18 protein-coding genes are annotated in these 16,806 nt (G+C 53.6%); 11 read left to right on the top strand and 7 right to left on the bottom strand.

Annotated features, from left to right (window positions below):
• Positions 1–194: 194 nt before the first annotated feature.
• The 6 genes from BJ885_RS08635 to BJ885_RS23465 all read left to right on the top strand — a co-directional run bounded on the left by BJ885_RS08635 (position 195) and on the right by BJ885_RS23465 (position 3,286).
• Positions 195–539, top strand: coding sequence for a DUF1294 domain-containing protein (locus tag BJ885_RS08635; RefSeq protein WP_054829633.1), 345 nt, complete (start codon positions 195–197; stop codon positions 537–539).
• 143 nt (positions 540–682) lie between these two features.
• Positions 683–1,132 carry a hypothetical protein gene (locus tag BJ885_RS08630; protein ID WP_121931717.1) on the top strand — a complete coding sequence of 150 codons (450 nt, stop codon included), beginning with the start codon at positions 683–685 and terminating at the stop codon, positions 1,130–1,132.
• A gap of 262 nt (positions 1,133–1,394) precedes the next feature.
• Positions 1,395–2,426 (top strand): methyltransferase, encoded by a 1,032-nt coding sequence (locus BJ885_RS08625; protein WP_121931716.1) that lies wholly within the window; start codon positions 1,395–1,397, stop codon positions 2,424–2,426.
• Between the two features lie 90 nt (positions 2,427–2,516).
• Positions 2,517–2,714, top strand: a complete 198-nt coding sequence (locus BJ885_RS08620) for a hypothetical protein (RefSeq protein WP_023312007.1) — start codon at positions 2,517–2,519, stop codon at positions 2,712–2,714.
• Positions 2,715–2,717: 3 nt separating this feature from the next.
• Entirely contained in the window at positions 2,718–3,140 is a 423-nt protein-coding gene (locus tag BJ885_RS08615; RefSeq protein ID WP_047647598.1) for a GFA family protein, read from the top strand.
• 68 nt (positions 3,141–3,208) lie between these two features.
• Positions 3,209–3,286 (top strand): hypothetical protein, encoded by a 78-nt coding sequence (locus BJ885_RS23465; protein WP_223239581.1) that lies wholly within the window; start codon positions 3,209–3,211, stop codon positions 3,284–3,286.
• A 62-nt stretch (positions 3,287–3,348) separates the two neighbouring features.
• Here the strand turns inward: BJ885_RS23465 and BJ885_RS23460 are convergent, their stop codons facing one another.
• The 3 genes from BJ885_RS23460 to nifJ form a co-directional block, all read right to left on the bottom strand.
• Positions 3,349–3,474, bottom strand: a complete 126-nt coding sequence (locus BJ885_RS23460; RefSeq protein ID WP_256062893.1) for a hypothetical protein — start codon at positions 3,472–3,474, stop codon at positions 3,349–3,351.
• Between the two features lie 148 nt (positions 3,475–3,622).
• Positions 3,623–4,732: a porin OmpC gene (gene ompC, locus BJ885_RS08610; protein ID WP_059346843.1), complete on the bottom strand. Its 1,110-nt coding sequence runs from the start codon at positions 4,730–4,732 to the stop codon at positions 3,623–3,625.
• Between the two features lie 388 nt (positions 4,733–5,120).
• Positions 5,121–8,645, bottom strand: coding sequence for a pyruvate:ferredoxin (flavodoxin) oxidoreductase (gene nifJ / locus BJ885_RS08605; RefSeq protein WP_121931715.1), 3,525 nt, complete (start codon positions 8,643–8,645; stop codon positions 5,121–5,123).
• 271 nt (positions 8,646–8,916) lie between these two features.
• Here nifJ and BJ885_RS08600 point away from each other — a divergent pair, with 271 nt between their 5' ends.
• Complete coding sequence (locus BJ885_RS08600) at positions 8,917–9,183, top strand: DUF333 domain-containing protein (protein ID WP_023312003.1); 267 nt, start codon at positions 8,917–8,919, stop codon at positions 9,181–9,183.
• On the opposite strand, the gene hslJ is transcribed toward BJ885_RS08600, so the two are convergent.
• From hslJ to BJ885_RS08580, 4 genes are all read right to left on the bottom strand, one after another.
• On the bottom strand, positions 9,184–9,621 hold the full coding sequence (hslJ, locus tag BJ885_RS08595; protein WP_047647601.1) for a heat shock protein HslJ: 438 nt from the start codon (positions 9,619–9,621) through the stop codon (positions 9,184–9,186).
• A 128-nt stretch (positions 9,622–9,749) separates the two neighbouring features.
• The gene (locus BJ885_RS08590) at positions 9,750–9,878 is read right to left on the bottom strand and encodes a DUF2474 domain-containing protein (protein WP_008501283.1); all 129 of its coding nucleotides are present in this window, start codon (positions 9,876–9,878) and stop codon (positions 9,750–9,752) included.
• Positions 9,878–10,888: a cytochrome d ubiquinol oxidase subunit II gene (gene cydB / locus BJ885_RS08585; RefSeq protein ID WP_121931714.1), complete on the bottom strand. Its 1,011-nt coding sequence runs from the start codon at positions 10,886–10,888 to the stop codon at positions 9,878–9,880. The genes BJ885_RS08590 and cydB overlap by 1 nt, the downstream gene beginning before the upstream one ends.
• The gene (locus BJ885_RS08580; protein ID WP_121931713.1) at positions 10,888–12,288 is read right to left on the bottom strand and encodes a cytochrome ubiquinol oxidase subunit I; all 1,401 of its coding nucleotides are present in this window, start codon (positions 12,286–12,288) and stop codon (positions 10,888–10,890) included. The genes cydB and BJ885_RS08580 overlap by 1 nt, the downstream gene beginning before the upstream one ends.
• 389 nt (positions 12,289–12,677) lie before the next feature.
• Between BJ885_RS08580 and BJ885_RS08575 the strand changes: the two genes are divergently transcribed.
• The 4 genes from BJ885_RS08575 (at position 12,678) to BJ885_RS08560 (ending at position 16,806) form a co-directional block, all read left to right on the top strand.
• Entirely contained in the window at positions 12,678–12,866 is a 189-nt protein-coding gene (locus tag BJ885_RS08575) for a hypothetical protein (protein ID WP_023335881.1), read from the top strand.
• An 82-nt stretch (positions 12,867–12,948) separates the two neighbouring features.
• Positions 12,949–14,358, top strand: coding sequence for a PLP-dependent aminotransferase family protein (locus tag BJ885_RS08570; protein ID WP_121931712.1), 1,410 nt, complete (start codon positions 12,949–12,951; stop codon positions 14,356–14,358).
• Between the two features lie 271 nt (positions 14,359–14,629).
• Positions 14,630–15,775 (top strand): putative ABC transporter substrate-binding protein YdcS, encoded by a 1,146-nt coding sequence (ydcS, locus tag BJ885_RS08565; protein ID WP_029741508.1) that lies wholly within the window; start codon positions 14,630–14,632, stop codon positions 15,773–15,775.
• 17 nt (positions 15,776–15,792) lie between these two features.
• Positions 15,793–16,806 carry an ABC transporter ATP-binding protein gene (locus tag BJ885_RS08560; protein WP_121931711.1) on the top strand — a complete coding sequence of 338 codons (1,014 nt, stop codon included), beginning with the start codon at positions 15,793–15,795 and terminating at the stop codon, positions 16,804–16,806.

Here is a 16,806-nt window from a genome sequence, read left to right as displayed (position 1 = left end):
AGCAATGCTCTTGCGCTGTGTTTTCGACGTAAGGCGCTTCAGGTTAATTTTTTAAGAAAAAAAAGCTGACCGCTAAAGCATAATGAAAAAATGCTTACTTATTACGGCAGTTTAAATGTTAACCAGTGATGCCAGGGGCGCAGTTAGCGTATAATGCGTCATCCAAAACCGCTAAACACCCCGTGACTCGTGCTATGACCCTTAATCGCTTTTGTTATTTACTCCTGATTATCGCTGCGATCGGCAGCCTTCTTGCTACCCATCCTCTGCTTATGTGGTTTCTGACGATCAATGTGCTGACGTTGGTCATGTATGGTGCCGATAAAATGGCGGCGCGGAAGGGGATGAGCAGGGTTCCGGAAGCGACATTGCTGGTATTTGGCGTGACTGGTGGCTGGCCTGGCGCCATTGCGGGGCAACAGCTCTTTCGCCATAAAACCCAAAAGCAGCCTTTCAAAAGCTACTTTTTCATCAGCGTCGTCGTCAGCATCGCCATGATGGCGGCGGTTTACCATTTTTCTTCTTATTCTCTTTTATGAGCGTCGGCCGGGACCGCTGACGGTAAGGCATATCTTTAATTCATTCCTCCGTCACTGCCAATAGTAGTAGGACTATTCTTAAGGGGTTGCTGTTTTTTGCACAATCTGAATAATACGTGCAACAACACGGACGACAACATCCCATGAAAATAAAATCTATTCTACTGGCAGCGCTGGCGGTCTTTTCTGTGCCTTCCTGGTCCACTTTTCAGGAACGGGAATATAATACCTGGTATATGAAGAATGCGGTGCTTTACGATATGACGCAGACCTCGACAGGCTATCCCGTCATGGTGAGCGTCTCCCAGCCAGGGAGGAAATCCGCTAATTTGCTCGTGTCATATATTACGGAAGGTCGCTGTGGAGAGAATAATCTGCCGCTGAATGTAAATGGTAAAGTGCTGCCCGCAAAATATAATTGCGTCCAGATAGGGGAAAACAGAATTGAGCATTTTTCAGTGGTGGATGCGGAAAGCGTCAATGGCATGGTGATGCACCTGAAATCTGATTTCACTATTCTCCTGCAAAATGATATCAAAATTTGGGCGGCGAATATCAAAACACCAAAATATGGACTGGCACCGAGATTCTAACTATGAAATGCCTGTATTACGACGGGCTTTTTTTTGGGGATGTAACGCAATCATTTCTAAGTTAATAGTTTTAATGCATTACTAATCAATATAAAGGGTAAGTGGCCCTGGTTTTTTACGTATTTAAATGGACTGTATGCTAAACGGTACAAAACCGCATAAATAATCCTTTCTGACATTATGGATAAAGTTCATTACCAGACTTACGCTTGCTAGCGGCGTTTTAGTTGTTCAACACATCTTTACTGGTAAGGAGCAGAAAATGTCGCAACGTAATAGTCTGGATTTACTAAGCCCTAAAGAAGGAATGTGTCTGTTAGAGCAAAGCATGGGTTTTGTCTGGCAGGCAGCGCTTCGGGCGGTCGCGGTCTTAGGCGTCGCAGATCGTCTGGTTGAAGGAAAAAAATCCGTCAAGCAGCTGGCGAAGGAGCTGAATGTCGACGCTGACTATCTTCATAGAATCATGCGCTTATTGTCCTCTCGTGGAGTTTTCAACGAATTATCTGAAGCTGAATACAGTCTTAGCCATTCAGCACAATTCCTCTGTTCTGAGCATGAATTTTCCTTGCGCGCGGCGGTGCTCATGCTGACTGACCAAACATTCTGGCAGCCAGCGGCTAAAATGGATGAGATATTGCAAGGCAAACCTGTTTTTAACGAATTGTTTGGTAAGCCTTTTTACGACTACTGGCAGCATGACGATAGGGGGGCTGACAGCAACGTTTTTCATGCCGGTATGGCCTCTATGTCATCCGTAGAGAATGAAGTCATCGCAGATAGCTATTCATTCGCTCAAAACGCTGTCGTTGCCGATATCGCCGGTGGGCTGGGGAATTTATTGCTGACCGTTTTACGTCGAAATCCGACCTTAACGGGGATCCTTTTCGATCAAAAAGACGTTCTTGAGCGGAATCGACTGCACCTGTTAAAGGATAATCGTCGATGGAAGACCGTTGAGGGCAGCTTTTTTGAAGCCTGTCCTGTAGCGGACATTTACCTGCTTAAGTATATTTTGATGGACTGGCCTGATGAGAAGGCCATTCAGATCCTTCAATGCTGCAGAAAGGCTATGAAAGAAAACGCCCGACTATTAATTTTTGAGCCGCTTATTAAAAAAGAAAATAATGAGCTGGGACGATTCGAAATTGACCTTCTTCTGTTAACAAGCTTTGATGGGGGGCGGGCACGAACAGAGTCTGCGTATCAGGCCTTGTTTGAGCAGACCAATCTGAAGTTGAACAAAATAATAGACACCCATTCGTATCTGTCGATTTTAGAAGTTGTACCTGTCTGAACAGTTTAAATAATATTTACAGAGCATGCGCCCCGCATTCCGTTTTACCGTATTCCTGCTACGCTTGTTTGTTGTACCAGGAGCATGAATATGAAAAACAAAGATGAACAAACCGGATTAGTGGGGCTGGCGATTGGGGCCGCCGTCATTGGGCTGGTTTCAGCGCAAAAACCGATCCATCGCAACAGTATTGTCGATGAACTGGTCAGGCTCGGCAGGCAAAAAGGCGATGGCGTAGAAGATGAGGTTTTCGTTAAGGCTGCCGAGTTGGTGAGAAAAGGGGTATAGCCCATGGCTGAAAAACGAAATGCGAAGTGCCATTGCGGCGCGGTGGCGTTCACCGTTGAGCTCACTGATGGTCTGAACACCGCGCGGCGCTGCAGCTGTTCCTTTTGTCGTATGCGGGGCGCGGTCGTTGTCTCCGCGCCGCTGTCGGGGATTACGGTGACCAAAGGTGAAGATAAGCTCACCGAGTACCGCTTTAACACGGGAACGGCACGGCATTTCTTCTGCTCGGTGTGCGGGATTTACACGTTCCATCAGCGACGTTCTAACCCAAACGAATATGGCGTTAATGTGGCCTGTTTTGAAAACGTATCCCCTTTTGATTTTCCAGAGGTGAAGGTGATGGACGGCGTTAACCATCCCATGGATGGGGATAGTGGGGTATTTGGATATCTTTCTTTTCGCGAGAAAGGTGAAGAGCAGGCATGATTGCCGCCTGGCCACTCTTTTACTCCTCCGGCTATAGTTGGCAGTGGGTAACTGAAACAGGAGAAACTATGCTCTGTGTTGAAAAAGACGATCCGCGTGAGGCCCCTGAATCAGGTGATAAAAAGCCTCAACCTGTGAAAAAATAACGCGACATACGCGTTTACCCGCCACCGGCAATGCTGGTGGCTTTTTATTTCCTGGAACACGGTCAACTGCCATCCAGATGGTTTAACAGCGTGCCGAGATGCCCGACAATATCACCAAAATCAAAAATTAACGCCATCCACAGCAATGCTAAAAGGGTAAGTACGGCAAGGGATACACGACCAAACAACGCTGTTATCCTTAGTGACGAAAGGGCTATCACCGCAGTTTAACCAGCTTTCTTTCAACTTTCCCTCAACTAATCCCTTTCTTAAACTGTCTTTTGTGACGAACTTCAAAAAACAAGCGAGCCCGCATGATTATGCGGGCTCTGACAATCAGAACTGGTAAACCAGGCCTAACGCTACAACATCATCGGTGCTGATGCCGTTGTCTTTGTAGAAGTTGTCGTCTTCATCCAGCAGGTTGATTTTGTAATCAACGTAGGTGGACATGTTTTTGTTGAAGTAATAGGTGACCCCTACGTCAGCATATTTAACCAGATCCTGGTCGCCCTGGCCGTTGCCCAGGTCCTTACCTTTCGACTGCAGGTAGGAAAGGGACGGACGCAGGCCGAAGTCGAACTGGTACTGCGCGGTCACTTCGAAGTTCTGGGTTTTGTTCGCTACGGCGTCGGTGTTATCACCATACGGGGTCATATTGCGTGTTTCAGAATACATTGCCGCCAGGTAGATGTTATTGGCGTCATACTTCAGGCCCGCAGTCCATGCATCCGCTTTGTCTCCACCCGCAGTGGTGTTCATGACCTGCTCGTTGGTGCGGTCAGAAGAGGTATACGCGGCACCCGCAGTAATCCCCATGCCGAAGTCATAGGTGGTAGAGATACCAAAGCCGTCACCGTTCTCGTGACGCGTGTCGCGACCGTTGTTGGTGCCTTCCTGGTTGTTGCTGGCGTCTTCATTTTTGCCCTGGTACTGCAGCGCAAAGTTCAGGCCCTGCACCAGACCATAGAAGTCGGTGTTACGGTAGGTCGCCACACCGTTGGCGCGGCCGGTCATGAAGTTGTCGGCTTTGGTATAGGAGTCGCCACCGAACTCAGGCAGCATATCGGTCCAGCCTTCCACGTCGTACAGGACACCGTAGTTACGACCGTAATCGAAGGAGCCGTAGTCACCCACTTTTACACCGGCGAAGGCCAGACGCGTCCAGGACTGATTATCAGACCCTTCCGTGTTATTAGCCTGAATGTTGTATTCCCACTGCGCATAGCCGGTCATCGTGTTGTTAATCTGGGTTTCACCCTTGAAACCCAGACGCATATAGGTTTGATCGCCGTCAGCACCTTTGTTATCGGAAAAGTAGTGCAGACCATCTACTTTTCCGTACAGATCTAATTTGTTACCGTCTTTATTATAAATTTCTGCTGCATGTGCAGAACCAGCTATTAACAGAGCCGGAATCATCAGAGCCAGTACTTTTCTTTGCATTGTGATATTCCTTTGCAGTTGTTTTTATTTAATTACCTGTTGAACTTTCAGAATGAGAAAGTTGTCTCATGCTAAATCACTCCTGTGTAAGAGTAATAAAATATAATTGTTACGAATTAAGTAAAATCTAAACCGAATAAATCGGTGGAAATGATCATTGGTGTGATGAATTATTTAAAAGTAAGCATATTAAATTGAAATTATTAATCAGACGTTAATTAAGCTAATCTAGCCGGCGTTATATGCCTGTAAGATGATTCATCCATAATTAACGTGAATGTTATTAAGGAAACTAAATAGATATTCAATGATTATCTGGATTCGCCCGGTGTGAATACGCCGGGCTTTTTTATGGCAAAAAAATGCCCGGACAAGCCGGGCAGGGGAACTAGTCGCTGGTCGGTTTTTCGGCTTTACCCGCCATCTGCGCCAGGAAGTCATAGCGTTTTTGCAGGTCAGCAGCGGCATCTTTCCAGAGCTGCTCGGCCACTTCCGGCTGCTGGGCGTTAAGGCGACGGAAGCGCTGTTCCTGCATTAACGTCTCGGCCAGGGCATCCGACGGCGGACGCGAATCCAGCGCCAGCGGTAATTTACCCTCGTCTGCACGACGCGGGTCGAACCGGTACAGCGGCCAGAAACCGGTCGCGGTCAGCTGGCGCATCTGGTCGTGGCTGAGGGCCAGATCGTAGCCATGCTCTTCGCAAGGGCTGTAGGCAATGATCAGCGACGGGCCAGGATACGCTTCCGCTTCCTGAATCGCTTTCACCGTCTGGTTAAGCTGGGCACCCAGCGAGATTTGCGCGACGTAAACGTGACCGTACATCATCATGCTCACGCCGAGATCTTTGCGCGCCTTGCGTTTACCGTGTTCGCCGAATTTCGTCACGGCACCTAGCGGCGTCGCTTTCGACGCCTGGCCGCCGGTATTGGAATAACACTGCGTATCCAGAACCAGGATGTTGACGTTTTCGGTCAGGCTCAACACGTGATCCAGCCCGCCAAAGCCGATATCGTAAGCCCAGCCGTCGCCGCCAATCAGCCAGATTGATTTTTCGACCAGGGCGTCAGCGTCGGTCAGCAGCTGTTCAGCCCCCGCCGCGCCCTGCAGCGCGCGGCGCAGCTCAGCAACCTGCTCACGGCGTTCTTCTGGCGTCGCGTCCGCATGAAGCGCGTCATTGAGCTCAGCGGGGATCTGCCCGGCAAACTGCTCCAGCAGACGCATCACGCGCGCGCGGTGCTGGTCGACGGTCAGGCGGAAGCCCAGGCCGAATTCGGCGTTATCCTCGAATAACGAGTTTGCCCACGCCGGACCGCGACCATTCGCGTCGGTGGTGTACGGCGTAGAAGGCAAATTGCCCCCGTAGATGGATGAACACCCGGTTGCGTTTGCAATCAGCATTCGGTCACCGTACAGCTGGGTAAGCAGCTTGATATACGGCGTCTCACCGCAGCCGGAGCAGGCGCCAGAGTACTCAAACAGCGGCGTAATCAGCTGTGACGTACGAATATCAATACGTTCCAGTTTGCTGCGATCGATTTCCGGCAGATTCAGGAAGAAGTCATAGTTGACCTTCTCCTCTTCAACGTGCTCCAGACGCGACATCATATTGATGGCTTTGATCTCCGGATCCTGCCTGTCTTTCGCCGGACAGACCTCGACGCACAGGTTACAGCCCGTGCAATCTTCCGGCGCGACCTGTAGAACGTATTTCTGTCCGCGCATATCACGAGATTTCACATCCAGTGAATGCAGGCTGGCAGGCGCGGCTTCCATCTCTTCCGGTGATACCACTTTGGCTCTAATGGCAGAGTGCGGGCAGGCCGCAACGCAGTGGTTGCACTGGGTACACAGATCTTCTTTCCAGATGGGGATCGCTTCGGCGATGTTGCGTTTTTCCCAGCGCGTGGTGCCCATCGGCCAGGTGCCATCCGGCGGTAGCGCAGAGACGGGCAGGGCATCGCCCAGACCGGCCAGCATCGCCGCCGTCACGGTCTTAACGAAATCGGGCGCCGCATCGGACACCACCGGCGGACGATTCGGACTTGCGGCATTCACCGGCTGCAGCGGTACCTCAAACAGCGATTCGCGCGCCAGCGCCAGCGCCTGCCAGTTTCGCTCGACCAGCTCCTGGCCCTTGCTGCTGTAGCTTTTAGCAATCGCACCCTGCAGTTCCACCAGCGCGCTGTCGCCCGGCAGAATATTGGTCAGATGGAAGAAGGCCATCTGCATAACGGTATTAATACGCGCAGCCAGTCCACATTCGCGGGCAATTTTTGCGGCGTTGACCACGTAGAAACGGGCTTTTTTCTGGTTCAGCACCGCCTGAACTTCCTGCGGCAGGCGTCCCCAGACTTCGTCTGCGCCGTACGGCGTATTGAGGAGGAAAATGCCGCCGGGCTTCAGGCGCTCGGCCATCTGGTATTTATCAATAAACTGCAGCTGGTGGCAGCCAACAAAATCAGCCTGAGAAATCAGATACGCAGAGCGGATGGGCTGTTCGCTCACGCGCAGGTGGGAAACGGTCAGGCCGCCCGCTTTTTTGGAGTCGTAAACGAAGTACCCCTGGGCGTACCACGGCGTTGAGTTGCCGATGATTTTGATGTTGTTTTTGGTCGCGGAGACGCTGCCGTCGCTGCCCAGACCATAGAACAGCGCCTCAAGTTTGGCGGTCGAGGGCAGGGTATTTTCCGGCAGCGAAAGGGAAAGGTTAGTCACATCATCATAAATGCCAACGGTAAAGCGCGGCTTGGGTTTCGCCTCGCCTAACTCGTTGAATACCGCCAGCACGCAGTCCGGCCCAAACTCCTTGGAGGACAAACCATAGCGACCCCCGATTACGCGCGGCAGCGTTTCACGTTCGCCCTGATTAAAGGCTTCTGCCAGGGCGGTCATCACATCCAGATAGAGGGGTTCCGCCTGCGCGCCCGGCTCTTTGGTACGGTCGAGCACCGCCACAGCGCGGGCGCTTTCAGGCAGAGCCGAAAGCAAATGTTTGGCCGAGAACGGACGATAGAGACGCACCTTAAGCACGCCGACCTTTTCGCCGCGCGTCAGCAGCTCGTCAACCACCTCTTCACAGGTCCCAATGGCTGACCCCATCAGCACAATCACCCGTTCCGCCTGTGGATGGCCGTAGTACTCAAACGGTTTGTACTGCCGGCCGGTTGCGGCGGCAAAGTCATCCATTGCCTGTTCAACATGGTCGTAAACCGCGTTGTACCAGGGGTTCGTGGCCTCGCGGGACTGGAAATAGGTATCCGGGTTCGCCGATGTCCCGCGAATAACCGGGTGTTCAGGATTCAGAGCCCGGGCGCGATGCGCGTCGATTTCCGCCTGCGGCAGCAGATTCAGGATAGTATCGTCGGCCAGCGGGACGATTTTGTTGATTTCGTGAGAGGTGCGGAAACCATCAAAGAAGTGAATAAACGGCACGCGGCTTTTGAGCGTGGCGATATGCGAAATTAAGGCAAAGTCCTGCGCTTCCTGAACGCTGCTGGCGCATAGCATCGCGCAACCGGTCTGGCGCACGGCCATCACGTCAGAGTGATCGCCAAAGATAGAGAGCGCGTGGGTGGCAACCGTACGCGCGGCAACGTGCAGAACGAAGGGGGTCAGCTGACCGGCGAGTTTGTAAAGCGTAGGGATCATTAACAGCAATCCCTGTGAGGAGGTAAACGACGTGGAAAGCGCGCCTGTCTGAAGCGCACCGTGTACCGTGGCAATCGCACCGGCTTCAGACTGCATTTCAACCACTCTCGGGACATCGCCCCAGACGTTTTTTAACCCGTTACCCGCCCAGGCATCCGCCTGCTCGGCCATGGTAGAACTTGGCGTAATCGGGTAGATGGCGATAACTTCACTGGTGCGAAACGCGACTGAGGCAACTGCACCATTACCGTCAATAGTTTGCATAGGACAACACCCTTACATTGCGCAAAAAATAGGGGTCTGTATTACGGCAACAAACCCTGAATATTATCTGTGTATTCTAGCAAACGGGGGATTTTACGATTTTCGCTTTTGTGTCCTTGGTATTCTTGCCATCAATGTGTAGATCAAACTTTTGGCGAAAAAATTGCGAGAAATTGTTTCTGAAGCGCATAAATACGCACTTCCGCTCTCGACGACACGGGATGTGATGCCTATTATGCATAGGTTTCGCATTATTCATGGGGGAGAGAGCATGCGTTCAGCATTTTGGGTAGGGTGTGCCGCGTTATTGTTGTCGGCATGTAGCAGTGAGCCAGTCCAGCAGGCAACGGCAGCCCACGTGGCGCCGGGAATGAAAGCGGCAATGTCCAGTTCAGGCCAGGCCAACTGCGCAATGATTGGCGGTTCGCTGTCTGTCGCCCGCCAGCTTGATGGTTCTGCTATTGGGATGTGCGCCTTGCCAAACGGCAAACGCTGTAGCGAACAGTCGCTTGCCGTTGGAAGCTGCGGTAACTACTGATTATTCTACACGCTTAAACATCAGCGTTTTATCGGCTGTCGCCAGCGTTAACTGGTCCTCAGTCAGGTCGACCTGCGCCCCTTTGCGCAGCATGTCGCCGATGGCCTGATCCAGCTCATTCAGCTGCGGCTCAGTACAGAGCTTGCGCGTCATGGCCAGCGTTTTAACCTTAAGCTCGCCTTCGGACAATTTCCCCTGTCCGTTAAAGCGGTTACACATCTGGCCAGAAACGCTGATGTTATTAACCAGGCTGATATCTGGCAGCGCGCTAAAACCGATCTCAGGTTGCGGTGTCGCGGTCTTCACGGCCTTACCGTTTACGTTTTCCAGCACAAAGCGGTGGTTTTTAAGTTGCTCCGGCTGTACGGAGGCTTTACCCGGATTAACACACCCGGTAAGGACAAGACTAATAACGCTTAACGCAATGAGCTTTTTCATTTTTCTTCTCAAACTATAAATACCGTGAATCTTTTTCCAGTGTAACGATACTCTGCCGTGCGTTAATGGGGTTTATCTGAAAGTGCGGGGAGAAGTACCGGGCAACGCAGCGGTTGCCCGGGATGACGTTAATGCGATTTAAACCCTGCCGCCGTCATCAGCATGCGGAAGAGCATACTGACAGCAGCCAGCGCCAGTACGCTGCCGCCCCAGATAATGGCCAGCCACAGTAATCTTTTCCAGACCGGTTGTTGCATCAGTGATAACCCTCCCCATGCTGAACTTTGCCGCGAAACACGTAGTAGCTCCAGAAGGTGTAGACCAGAATAACGGGAATGATCAACAGCGCGCCCACCAGCATAAAGCCCTGGCTTTGCGTCGGGGCGGCGGCCTGCCACAGGGTGATCGACGGTGGAATAATATGCGGCCAGATGCTGATCCCAAGCCCGCTAAAGCCGAGGAATATCAGCCCCAGCGTCAGAATAAACGGACGGCTATGGCTATTGGGATTATTCAGGCAGCGCCACTGGTACAGGCTAAAAATCACCACCAGGGCAGGGACAGGCAGCAGATAAAACAGATTCGGCAGCGTAAACCAGCGCGCAGCGATAGCCGGTTGCGCCAGCGGCGTCCAGAGGCTGATCGCTGCAATAAACGCCAGCAGCACGATTAACAGCGTTTTCGACACCTCACGCATCCGCTGCTGCAGCGCGTTTTCGCTTTTCATCACCAGCCAGGTAGAGCCTAACAGCGCGTAAGCCACCACCAGCCCGGCGCCGCAAAACAGGTTAAACGCGGTAAACCAGTCAAAGGGGCCGCCGGTATATGCCCGACCGGTGACGGTAAAGCCGTTAATGACGGCGCCTACCGTCACGCCCTGGGTGAACGTTGCCAGAATTGAACCGCCAATAAACGCCTTATCCCAGAAGGGGCGGTGGGCAGGCGTGGCTTTAAAGCGAAACTCAAATGCCACCCCGCGGAAAATAAGTCCGATCAGCATTAATGTTAGCGGAATGGTCAGGGCATCAACGATCACCGCATAGGCCAGCGGGAATGCGCCGAACAGGGCGGCACCGCCAAGCACCAGCCAGGTTTCATTTCCGTCCCAGACCGGCGCGACGCTGTTGACCATTACGTCGCGATCGTCGGCGTTCTGCGTTGCCGGGAACAGAATGCCGATCCCCAGATCAAAACCGTCCATCACGATATACATCAGCGTGGCGAGGACGATGATCACAAACCAGATAATGGAAAGATCGATACCCATTATGGCTGCTCCTTATGTTCAGTTGTGACGGCAGAAAGCGGGCGCGCCGGACGTCCGTCGGACTCGGTGGCGAAAGTTTCATGCGGCTGCGGCCCTTTTCGGATGAGGCGTACCATATAGCTGTAACCCACGCCGAATACCGAGGTATAGACGACGAAAAAGGCCAGCAGGCTCACGCTCATATGCAGGTCACCGTGGGCAGACACAGCATCCTTCGTTCGCTGGAGTCCGTAGACCACCCACGGCTGGCGGCCCACTTCGGTGGTGATCCATCCGGCCAGGATGGCAATCAGCCCGGTTGGCCCCATCAGCAGCGCAAACCACAGGAAGGGGCGCGACGAATACACGCGTTTTTTGTAGCGCAGCCAGAGTGCCGTCACCCCGAGCAGCAGCATCAGCATGCCCAGGCCCGCCATAATGCGGAATGACCAGAAGACGATGGTGGAATTCGGACGGTCTTCCTTCGCAAACTCTTTGAGGGCCGGAACCTGTTTATCCAGGCTGTGCGTCAGGATAAGACTCCCCAGCGCCGGGATCTCCAGCCCAAAGCGGGTGCGCTCCTGTTCCATATCCGGCCAGCCAAACAGCAGCAGCGGGGTAGGCTCACCCGGCGGATTTTCCCAGTGGCCTTCAATGGCGGCAATTTTGGCGGGCTGGTGCTTTAAGGTGCTCAACCCGTGCATATCGCCAACCATGGCCTGGATGGGGGCGACAATCAGCGTCATCCACAGCGCCATCGAAAACATTGCCCGGATCGCAGGGGTATTATTGCCGCGCAGCAGATGCCATGCCGCGGATGCGCCCACAAACAGGGCGCTGCTCAGGAATGCGGCTATCGACATATGCAGCAGGCGGTAAGGGAAGGAGGGGTTAAACACCACGGCGAACCAGTCCACCGGTACCACCTGACCGTTGACGATCTCATAGCCCTGCGGGGTCTGCATCCAGCTGTTCGACGAGAGGATCCAGAAGGTAGAAATAATAGTGCCCAACGCCACCATGCAGGTGGCGAAGAAGTGCAGACCCGGCCCGACCTTGTTCCAGCCAAACAGCATCACGCCGAGGAACCCGGCTTCGAGGAAGAAGGCGGTCAGCACTTCATACGTCAGCAGCGGGCCGGTAATGCTGCCCGCAAACTGTGAAAATCCGCTCCAGTTGGTGCCAAACTGGTAGGCCATCACCAGCCCGGAGACCACGCCCATGCCAAAGTTGACGGCAAAAATCTTCGACCAGAAATGGTACAGCGAGCGCCAGACTGGATTTTTGGTTTTAAGCCACAGCCCTTCGAGTACGGCGAGGTAGCTTGCGAGACCAATGGTGATGGCCGGGAAAATAATGTGAAAGGATACGGTAAAGGCAAACTGTATCCGTGCAAGGTGAAAAGCATCTAAACCAAACATGCACAGCCTCAATGTCAAACGGTGTGCTGTTATGGTATAGGGGCAAAGTTCGGACTATCAGAGGCAGAAAAGTGATTTTTAACCATAACAGTTGGCTTAAAACTCATGCTTTAGCCATCTGATATACCTCGCGTGAGGAATAAAAACCGTGTTTTTATGAATTTTACGCATAAAACTGCTTGCCTTGTCGTCTGCACCGTGCGTTAATGGTCCTCTGGTTTTGAGTCCAAATAAATATCTGACGTAGTTTTATAAAGCAGTTCTCATCACGTTGTGCCTCTCCGCAGCCTCTCTTGGGTCTTTATCTACTTTCCGATTCGTTTTGTTTAAAACCATTATTGCCCAATCGGCCCATTAGTAATTTACGTTTTACGTGTCAGGAGAATCCTATGACTTCTTATATTCATTTCCGCTGCCCATGCTGTCATGGCTCGCAGTACCGTACCTCAGTCTTTGATATGTCTGAGAAAAACCCACTCGGCGCGAAATGCATCTTTTGCAAATCGTCGATGATCACGCTCGATCACCTGGCCGCTGCGCGTCAGGCGCAAAGCCACGTTACCGAGTATCGTAAGTAATTCATTTCGCGAACTATAACAGTTAGCTAAATCTTCTCTTTTTCTCCTGCTGATATACACTGTCGGTCACAAGGAGAATTTGATGAAAAAATACCAGCGTCTGGCGCAACAAATTATCTCGCAGATTGAGCTTGGCGTATGGCTGCCGGGCGATAAGCTGCCTTCGCTGCGAGAGCAGGTGGCGAGCAGCGGCATGAGTTTTATGACCGTTGGCCACGCGTATCAGATGCTGGAAAGTCAGGGGCGCATTGTCGCCAGACCGCAGTCGGGCTATTACGTTGCCTCGCGCCCGACCGCACATCAGCCTGCTCCACCTGCCCAGGTGATGCGTGACGAAGTTGTGGATATTAACACCTACATCTTCGACGTCTTACAGGCCAGCCGCGACCCGTCCGTTGTTCCTTTTGCCTCCGCGTTTCCCGATCCCCGACTTTTCCCGCTGCAGCAGCTCAACCGCTCGCTGGCTAACGTCAGCAAAACCGCGACGGCGATGAGCGTGATTGAAAACCTGCCCCCGGGTAACGTCGATCTCCGCCACGCCATTGCCCGTCGCTACGCGCAGCAGGGGATGAACATCTCCCCGGAAGAGATTGTGATCACCGCAGGCGCGCTTGAAGCGCTCAATCTCAGCCTGCAGGCGGTAACCGAGCCGGGCGACTGGGTGATAGTCGAAAACCCGTGTTTCTACGGCGCGCTTCAGGCGCTGGAACGCCTGAAGCTCAAAGCGTTGTCGATTGCGACGGATGTCCGCGAGGGGATTGACCTGAATGCCCTTGAACAGGCACTGAAGGAGTACCCGGTTAAAGCCTGCTGGATCATGACCAACAGTCAGAACCCGCTTGGCTTTACGCTGAGCGCGGAGAAAAAAGCGCAGCTTGTCGCGCTGTTAACGCAGTACAACGTCCCCCTGATTGAAGACGATGTCTACAGCGAGCTCTATTTTGGCCGCGAAAAGCCGCTCCCGGCGAAAGCATGGGATCGCCAGGACATGACGCTGCACTGCTCGTCCTTTTCAAAATGCCTGGTGGCCGGTTTTCGCATCGGCTGGGTTGCGGCAGGAAAACACGCGCGACGCATTCAGCAGCTGCAGCTGATGAGCACGCTCTCCACCAGCTCACCCGTGCAGCTGGCGCTGGTGGATTACCTGGCGACGAAACGCTACGACGCCCATCTTCGCCGCCTGCGGCGGACGCTCGCCGAGCGAAAGCAGCAGGCCTGGCAGTCACTTCTGCGCCATATGCCTGCCGGCGTCAAAATCCACCATAACGACAGCGGCTACTTTTTATGGCTGGAGCTTCCGGCGCAGCTGGATGCGGGGCTGCTCAGCGAAAAAGCCTTAAAGCACCACATCAGCATTGCGCCCGGAAAGATGTTTTCCACCTCCGACGCGTGGACACCGTTCTTCCGGTTTAATACCTCCTGGGCCTGGGGAGAGCGAGAAGAGCAGGCGGTCATTCAGTTAGGAAAATTAATTAGCGCGATGCTGGAATAAACTTTTCTCCGTTATTTAAATAATCAATTCTTATCCTGATGACGGCACGGCGAATATTTCGCGGTGCCCGGTCATAGGAAATCTGCATACCGTCTCTCGCGGCTAACTCCTTGTCTATAATCCAGTTAACGGGGAATGCGCCCTCGGTCACACCTTGATGAAATTTCCTGAAGCCGTACGGTGCGGCGCATTTGCGCGGTCTACGTTTAATAAGGGAGATATTTTTACGGCACGGCTGCCGCTAAATTTCATTGCGACAGGAGTAACTCTTATGAGCAAACATTTTGCCCGCAGCAGCCTGTGCGCGCTCGGCATGACTATCATGACAGCGCAAGCCGCAGAACCACCAAAGGCCATCGGCGACGGGGAAGGTCGGCTGGATATTATCGCCTGGCCGGGATATATCGAACGCGGACAGACGGATAAAAATTATGACTGGGTCACCCAGTTTGAGAAAGAGACCGGATGTGCGGTCAACGTCAAGACGGCGGCCACGTCGGATGAAATGGTCAGCCTGATGGCGAAAGGGGGCTATGACCTGGTCACCGCCTCGGGTGACGCCTCCCTGCGCCTGATCATGGGGAAACGCGTCCAGCCCATTAACCCCGATCTCATCCCCAACTGGAAAACCCTCGACGCGCGGATTGTGAAAGGGGAATGGTTTAACGTCGGCGGGAAAGTCTACGGTACGCCGTATCAGTGGGGGCCAAACCTGCTGATGTACAACACCAAAACCTTCCCGACGCCGCCGGACAGCTGGAGCGTAGTCTTTACCAAACAGGATCTGCCGGACGGTAAAACCAATCAGGGACGCGTGCAGGCGTACGACGGGCCGATTTATATCGCCGATGCCGCGCTGTTCGTCAAAGCCACGCAGCCGCAGCTGGGTATTAAAGACCCGTACCAGCTCACCGAAAAACAGTATGCCGCCGTGCTCAAGGTGCTTCGCGACCAGCACGCGCTGATCCACCGCTACTGGCACGACACCACCGTCCAGATGAGCGACTTCAAAAATGAAGGCGTCGTGGCCTCCAGCGCCTGGCCGTATCAGGCGAATGCGCTGAAGGCTGAGAACCAGCCCGTTGCTACCGTCTTCCCGAAAGAGGGAGTGACCGGCTGGGCGGACACCACCATGCTGCACGCCCAGGCAAAGCACCCGATGTGCGCCTACAAGTGGATGAACTGGTCGCTGACGCCGAAAGTGCAGGGCGATCTGGCGGCATGGTTTGGCTCCCTGCCCGTGGTTGCAGAAGGGTGTAAGGCCAGCACGCTGCTGGGTGATAAAGGCTGCGAAACAAACGGTTATAACGAGTTCGACAAAATCATGTTCTGGAAAACCCCCATCGCCGAAGGCGGCAAATTTGTCCCATACAGCCGCTGGACGCAGGATTACATCGCCATCATGGGCGGTCGTTAATTGCCCGGGAGCAGAACATGACGTACGCGGTAGAGTTTAACAACGTTTCCCGTCTGTACGGCGACGTACGGGCGGTGGATGGGGTCACCATTGCTATTCGTGACGGAGAATTTTTCTCCATGCTGGGGCCTTCGGGCTCCGGCAAAACCACCTGCCTGCGTCTGATAGCGGGTTTTGAACAGCTGTCAGGCGGCACGATTTCTATCTTCGGCAAAGAGGCGAGCGAACTGCCTCCCTGGGAGCGGGATGTGAACACCGTCTTTCAGGACTACGCGCTGTTCCCGCATATGTCGATCCTCGACAATGTTGCCTACGGGCTGATGGTCAAAGGCATCGACAAGAAAAAACGCCATGCGCAGGCCCGTGATGCCCTGGAAAAAGTGGGCCTGAGTTTTGCCGTTGCCCGCAAACCTTCGCAGCTTTCCGGCGGCCAGCGGCAGCGTGTCGCCATCGCCCGCGCGCTGGTCAATGAGCCGCGCGTCCTGCTGCTGGACGAACCCCTTGGTGCGCTCGATCTCAAACTGCGTGAACAGATGCAGTTCGAGCTGAAGAAGCTTCAGCAGGAACTCGGCATCACCTTTATTTTTGTCACCCACGATCAGGGCGAGGCCCTTTCCATGTCAGACCGGGTGGCGGTGTTCAATAACGGGTGCATCGAGCAGGTGGACACCCCACGCGATCTCTACATGCGTCCGCGCACGCCGTTTGTCGCCGGTTTTGTCGGCACCTCTAACGTCTTCGATGCGGGCCTTGCGCAGAAAATATGCGGCATGGAAGGCAGCTATTCCCTGCGTCCGGAACATATTCGCCTTGATGAGGGCGGAGACGTTCAGGTTCAGGGTATCGTGCAGGCCGTTCAGTATCAGGGGGCGGCCACGCGGCTGGAGCTGAAACTTGCCGACGGTGCCAAGCTGCTGGTGAGCCAGGCCAATCTCAGTGAAACCTCGTCGCTGAGCGGCATTGCGCCGGGGCAGGCGGTGATGGCGTCGTGGTCACGCGAGGCGATGATTCGCCTGCACGAGGAGAGGTGA

The organism is Enterobacter sp. WP_7_1, from assembly GCF_003688535.1.
Taxonomy (GTDB): domain Bacteria; phylum Pseudomonadota; class Gammaproteobacteria; order Enterobacterales; family Enterobacteriaceae; genus Enterobacter; species Enterobacter asburiae.
Note: the sequence above shows the minus strand (reverse complement) of the source record. Positions and strands in the feature narration are given on the sequence as shown.